The 6,143-nt window shown below is 71.8% G+C and carries 5 protein-coding genes; 2 read left to right on the forward strand and 3 right to left on the reverse strand.

Annotated elements, in window-relative coordinates; translation table 11 throughout:
• The 3 genes from AC31A1_RS44615 to AC31A1_RS44625 all read right to left on the reverse strand — a co-directional run.
• The coding region (locus AC31A1_RS44615) for an MATE family efflux transporter (RefSeq protein WP_489658795.1) at positions 1–530 on the reverse strand (530 nt) is incomplete at its 3' end.
• 50 nt (positions 531–580) lie between these two features.
• Positions 581–1,561: a dipeptidase gene (locus AC31A1_RS44620; protein ID WP_489658796.1), complete on the reverse strand. Its 981-nt coding sequence runs from the start codon at positions 1,559–1,561 to the stop codon at positions 581–583.
• A gap of 25 nt (positions 1,562–1,586) precedes the next feature.
• The gene (locus AC31A1_RS44625; protein WP_489658797.1) at positions 1,587–2,594 is read right to left on the reverse strand and encodes a LacI family DNA-binding transcriptional regulator; all 1,008 of its coding nucleotides are present in this window, start codon (positions 2,592–2,594) and stop codon (positions 1,587–1,589) included.
• A 137-nt stretch (positions 2,595–2,731) separates the two neighbouring features.
• On the opposite strand from AC31A1_RS44625, the gene AC31A1_RS44630 reads away from it, so the two are divergent.
• Entirely contained in the window at positions 2,732–3,886 is a 1,155-nt protein-coding gene (locus AC31A1_RS44630) for a Gfo/Idh/MocA family protein (RefSeq protein WP_489658798.1), read from the forward strand.
• A 142-nt stretch (positions 3,887–4,028) separates the two neighbouring features.
• The coding region (locus AC31A1_RS44635) for an ATP-binding protein (protein WP_489658799.1) at positions 4,029–6,143 on the forward strand (2,115 nt) is incomplete at its 3' end.

Consider the following 6,143-nt stretch of genomic DNA (forward strand, 5'->3'; position numbering starts at 1 on the left):
CCCCCGACCAACACCACCGACAACACCACGGACACCCCGGTCCCCACCAGCCCGGACCGCATCACCTGCGCCGACCGCCCGAGCGCGACCAGCACGGACGTAGCCGACGAGTTGACGGCGATCAGCAGGACGCTCCCCGCCAACATCCAGGGAAACAGCCCCAGTTGATCGATGACAGCCCCCGGCACCCCGAACAGCCCGCCAAGCAACGGCACAGCGGCCACCGCCGCCGCACACACCCCACCCACGGCGAACGCCAGCCACATCCCACTCCGCACCAACGGCAACAGCCTGTCGGGGTCCTCGCGATGGGGCGCGACGAACGGCATCACCCCACGCAACGCCCCCGCCACGGTGGCGGTAGCCGGACTGAACACGGCGATCGTCACGGCGAACGCGGCCAACGAGACGGTGGCGTGCCGCCCCAACAACGCGGTGTCGACGAGCGACCCGGCGGACGCGGCGAGGGTGCTCACATACAGCGGCGCGGCGGCTCTGGCGATGGTCATAAATGCGGTGCGTTCACTCACGCTCCCTCATCCTGCCAGCCAACTGACCTGCGCCGCACACCAGTTGCGCGCTACCGCCACACCGCCTCGGCGACCCGCCGGAAGTCGCCGCCCAGGATCGCCGCGACGGCGTCGTCGGGGTACCCCAGGGCGAGCAGCGCGCCCTCGACGGTCAACAGGCCCTCCGGGGGCATGAAGTCGATCGGGCCCCAGCGGGTGTAGCAGTCTGGGAACAGCTCCGGGCTCTGTTCGAGCATCGCGTTGAAGTCCCCTTCGTCGAACGGGTAGTCGGTGGACACGCCGACGTGTTCCGGGCCGACGAGGTCGACGGCGTGGTCGATGTGCCGTACGAGGGCGTCGACGGAGGCGTCGTTGGAGCCGAGGAAGATGCCGACTCCGGTGATGCCGACCACCCCGCCCGTGGCCGCGCACTCTCTGGCCTGCTCGTCGGTGATGTTGCGGGGGTGGTCCCACACCGCTCGCATGCAGGAGTGGCTGTAGACGACGGGCAGTTGGGACACCTCGCACAGGTCGAGACCGGTACGGGCACCGCAGTGCGAGCCGTCCGCGACCATACCGACGGCGTTCAACTCCCGTACCAGCGCCCGGCCGTAGGCGGTGAGCCCCTCGTCGACCTCGTCGAGGCAACCGCCGCCGGCCGCGTTGCGGGTGTTGTAGCTCGGCAGCATCGTGCGGACGCTGAGGTCGTAGAAGTGCCGTACCCGGTCCAACTCCCCTTCCAGGGGCCCGGAATCCTCCAGGTCGAAGGCGACCGCCACCTCCCCCGCCCGCGCGGCGGCGTCGATGTCGTCGACGCTCGCGACCAGCCGCAGCCGGTCGTCCGCGTCGATCCGTTCCCGCCAACTGGCGATCAGTCCGGTGACCTCGTCGGCGCCGTGGGGCGCGTAGCCCACATTGACCGAGACGAAGCTGCCGCCAGGTCTGCGGTACCGGGCCAGTTCGCCGACGTCGGCGTTCTTCTCCAGCGCCAGGCAGCAGTGTTGTTCCCAGAGCAGGGACGGGCGGCGGGCGGCGGCGGGTTCGTTCGACACCGTACGGATCATGCCCGCGCCGGAGTTACTCCGTCGAGGGCGGTCCCGTACTCCCTCGCACCTCAAGCCTCGGTTCCGACAGCAGCGTCTCCGGCATCCGCCTCGGATCCCGCATCCGCTGGACGAGAAGCTGCGCGGCGCGGCGGCCGATGTCGTGGCTGCCGTTGTCGACGGTGGTGAGCCAGAGGTGTCGTAGGCGCGCGAGGTACGTGTTGTCGTAGCCGACGAGGGACAGGTCCCGGGGCACCTGGAGGTCCAGTTCCTCGGCCGCCGAGAGCGCACCGACGCACGCGATGTCGTTGAAGGCGAAGACGGCCGTGGGGCGCTGCGGGGCGGTGAGCAGGCGGACCATCGCGCGGTACCCGCCCTCCTCCGTGTGGTCGCCCTGTTCGACCGTCGCGAGGTCGGTCAGGCCGTGGCCGTCCATGACCTCTTCGAAGGAGATGCGGCGGAGTGCGCCGGCGACGCCCGGGCCGGCGATGTGGGCGATACGGCGGTGGCCCAGGGTGATGAGGTGTTCGGTGGCCAGGGCGGCGCCGTACGAGTCGTCGCCGGCCACGACGTCGACGTGGGGCAGGACCGGTTCAATGGCGCCCGCGACCACCGTCGGGATGCGGGTCGCGGCTGCGGCGAGGAGTTCGTCGGAGCCGGGGAGGGTGCCCACCGCGACCAGGCCGTCGACGCGGAGTTCCGTGAAGATGCGGGTGAGGTCCTCGCCGAGGTGACGGTTGAGGCGGCCGTCGGCCAGCATCATGTGCAGGCCGTTCTCGTGCAGGCGGGAGCCCAGGCCGTCGAGGAGTTCCACGAACCACGGGTTGCGCAGGTCGTTCAGCAGGACGCCGATCGAGCGGGTGCGGCGTTCGCTGAGGCTGCGGGCGGCGGCGTTCGGGCGGTAACCGAGTTCCGCCACGGCGGCCAGCACGGCCTGCCGTTTCTCCGGTCGGACCTGCTCGGAGCCGCGCAGCACCAGGGAGACCAGGGACTTCGACACACCGGCCCGCTCGGCGACGTCACGGATGGTCGGAGCGCTCATGGCTGGACCGTTCCATGCGGTCGCGCACCCTGTCAAAGGCGCGGACACTCGTTGTTGACGTCCATGTATTGACATCAGGACGAATGGGTTCCACTGTGGCGGAGACAGATTATGGACCGGTCCAAAGAAGGGCAGTCATGGTGACCTCGCTCGGTGTTGCCGTCGTGGGCTTCGGATGGATGGGGCGGGTCCACACCCAGGCGTACGCCCGGGTCCCGCACCACTTTCCGCAGCTGACCCTGCGACCGCAGCTCGTGACGGTCGCCGAGGAGGTGCCCGGGCGGGCCGAGCAGGCCGCCGAGCAGTTCGGCTTCGCCTCCACGACCCGCGACTGGCGCGAGGTGGCCGACGACCCGCGGGTGCAGGCGGTGAGCATCACCGCGCCGAACTTCCTGCACCGCGAGATCGGCGTCGCGATGGCGGAGGCCGGCAAGCACATCTGGATCGAGAAGCCGGTGGGCCTGTCGACGGCGGACGCCTCCGCCGTGGCGGACGCGGTCTCCAAGTCCGGCGTCCAGAGCGCGGTCGGCTTCAACTACCGCAACGCGCCTGCCGTGGAGGCCGCCCGCGACCTGATCGCCTCGGGCGAGCTGGGCACGGTCACCCACATCCGCGTCCGCCTCTTCAGCGACTACGCGGCCCACCCGGACGGCGCCCTGACCTGGCGCTACGAACTGGAGCGCGGCGGCCACGGAGTCCTGGGCGACCTGGCCTCGCACGGCGCCGACCTGGCCCGCTACCTCCTCGGCGACATCACGTCCCTGGCCGCCGACACCGCGATCTTCCTGCCGCAGCGGGCCCGCCCCACCGGCGCGACCGCGGGCCACGCCCTGGCCACCGGGGGCGAGTTGGGCCCGGTGGAGAACGAGGACTACGTCAACTGCCTGCTGCGGTTCGCCTCCGGTGCCCGGGGTGTCCTGGAGGCCTGCCGGGTCTCGGTCGGCGAGCAGAACAACTACGGCTTCGAGGTGCACGGCACCAAGGGCGCGGTGTTCTGGGACTTCCGCCGGATGAACGAGCTGGCGGTCAGCCGCGGCACGACCTACCAGGACCAGCCCGTCACCACGGTGTATGTCGGCCCGGGCGACGGCGAGTTCGGCGCGTTCCAGCCGGGCGCGGCGAACGCGATGGGCTACGACGACCTCAAGGTGATCGAGGCGTACCGCTTCCTGCGCTCCGTCGCCGAGGGCGTGCCGTACGGCGCCACGCTCCCGGATGCCGTACGCAGCGCGGCAGTTCTGGACGCCATGGTGCGTTCCGTCGAGACCGGCACCTGGGCGAGCCCGGCGTGAACGGCGCGCGCGTCGCCTGATCGGCGCGCCGCCGGGCGCCCGCGCGATCTCGCGCCCACCCGCCGGACTCGACTACCGTTCACGCTCGGGAGTCACTCGCCTACGCTGTGGTGACCGGTTGGCGGACGGGTATGGGGGCGGCATGGGATACGGCTTCGGACAGCGGCGGGGCGGTCAACTCCCCGTGGAGTTGACCAGCTTCGTCGGACGCGCCGAGGAACTCGGGATGCTGCACGCCGAGTTGGCGCGGTCGCGGCTGGTCACGCTGGTCGGTCCGGGCGGTGTCGGCAAGAGCCGTACGGCACTGCGCGCGGCCCGCGCGGTCGCGGACCGGTTCGCCGACGGGGTGCGGCTGGTGGAGCTGTCGGCCCTGCACGACCCGGAGTTGGTGCCGCCGACGCTCGCGGGCGTCCTCGAACTGCCCGAGCAGTCCGGCATGACGCCGCTGGACGCCATCGTGGAACACCTGCGCGGGCGGCGGATGTTGATCGTCCTCGACACCTGCGAGCACCTGGTCGACGCGTGCGCGATGCTCTGCGACATCCTGCTGCGCGAGGCCCCCGGACTGAGCGTCCTCGCCACCAGCAGGCAGCCGCTCGACGTGCCCGGTGAGCGCTGTCTGCCGATCGCCCCGCTGGCCCGCGCGGACGCCGTCGACCTGTTCGCGCAGCGCGCCGCCGCCGTCACCGGCGGCCCCGCCCTCGACGGCGCCGACCGGGAGCACACCCTCGCCCTCGTGGATCGCCTCGACGGCATCCCCCTCGCCCTCGAACTCGCCGCCGTGCGCCTGCGGGCCGTCCCCCTCGCGGAACTCGTCGCCCGCCTGGACCGCCACTGCGAGGTCCTCACCGGCGGCCGGCGCACCGCGCTCACCCGCCACCAGACCCTGCGCGCGGCCATCGACTGGTCCTACGGCCTGTGCACACCCCAGGAACAACTCCTGTGGGCCCGGCTGTCGGTGTTCGCCGGTTCCTTCGAACTGTCCGCGGCCGAGCAGGTGTGCGCGGGCGGCGACCCCGGTGGAGCGGTCCAACTCGACGGCGAGCAGGTCGTCGAGGCGCTGATCGGGCTCGTCGACAAGTCGGTCGTCCAGCGCATCGGCGAGGACGGCGGCCGCTACCGGCTCCTGGACACCATCCGCGAGTACGGCACCGCGCGCCTGGCCGCCACCGACGACTCCGAGGCCGTACGACAACGGCACTTCGCCCACTACGACGACCTCGTCGACCGCTTCTGGAACGGTCTGATGGGCCGGGGCCAGGTCCAACTGCACCACGCCGTACGCGCGGAGATCGCCGACGTACGGGCCGCCCTGGAGTACGGCTGCGCCACCGAGGGACGGGCGAGCGACGCACTGTGGCTGGCGACGCGGCTCGGGGCGTACTGGCGGGCGGCGGGCACACTGTCAGAGGGCCGGTACTGGATCGACAAGGGGCTCGGCCTCGTCCCGCAGGACTCGGCGACGCGGGCCTGGGGGCTGTTCATGACCGGGGTGTTCGGGGTCTGGACGGCGGATCTGGAGACGGCGTTGGACCGGTTCCCGCAGGCCCTCGACGTGGCGCGTCGCGTCGGCGAGAGCCGCGTGGAGCTGTTCAGCGAGGGCTACTTGGGCGCCCTCACGCTGCTCGGCGGGGCCGTCGAGGAAGGGGCGGCCGCGCTCGAAGCGGTCCGCCGACGGATGATCGCGGCGGACGACGCGCTGGGCATCGGCGTCGTCCACTACGAAGGCGCCCTGCTGTACGCCGCGTTGGGCTTCACGGACCGCGCGCTGGAGTGGTGCGAGACGGGCCTCACGTATCTGGAGGGCCGCGGCGAGCGCCAGTTGTACGGTTCCACGCTCTCCGTCCAGGGCGTGATCCTCTGGCTCGTCGGCCGCCCCGAGGAGAGCGCTACGGCGTTGCGCCGGGGCCTGGAGGCGGCGAGCGAGATCGGCGAGGTGCTCGTGGCCGCGCTCGCGTCGCTGGGCCTCGCCTGGCACGCGGCCGGGCAGAAGCGATACGTCAGGGCCTGCTGGCTGATGGGTTACGCGGAGCACGCGCGACGGCTGGGCGGCGACCCCGTCGGCATGCTGCCCCGCCTGCTGGAGGAACAGGAGTCCCAACAGCGGTCGGTACGAACGGCGTTGGGCGCCGAACAGTACGAGCGGTGGCGGGCGGCGGGCGCCCGGATGTCGGGCCGCGAACTCCTGGACGCCGTACGCACGGACGCGGACGAACCACCCGGCATCCCTACGGCCCGCCCCGCCACGTCCCACACC

The sequence above is a fragment of the Streptomyces sp. P5F9 genome (genome assembly GCF_057961495.1).

Bases quoted from the DNA above. Each gene is read 5' to 3' on its own strand.
- AC31A1_RS44630 (WP_489658798.1), top strand. From the start codon at position 2,732: ATGGTGACCTCGCTCGGTGTTGCCGTCGTGGGCTTCGGATGGATGGGG.
- AC31A1_RS44625 (WP_489658797.1), bottom strand. From the start codon at position 2,594: ATGAGCGCTCCGACCATCCGTGACGTCGCCGAGCGGGCCGGTGTGTCG.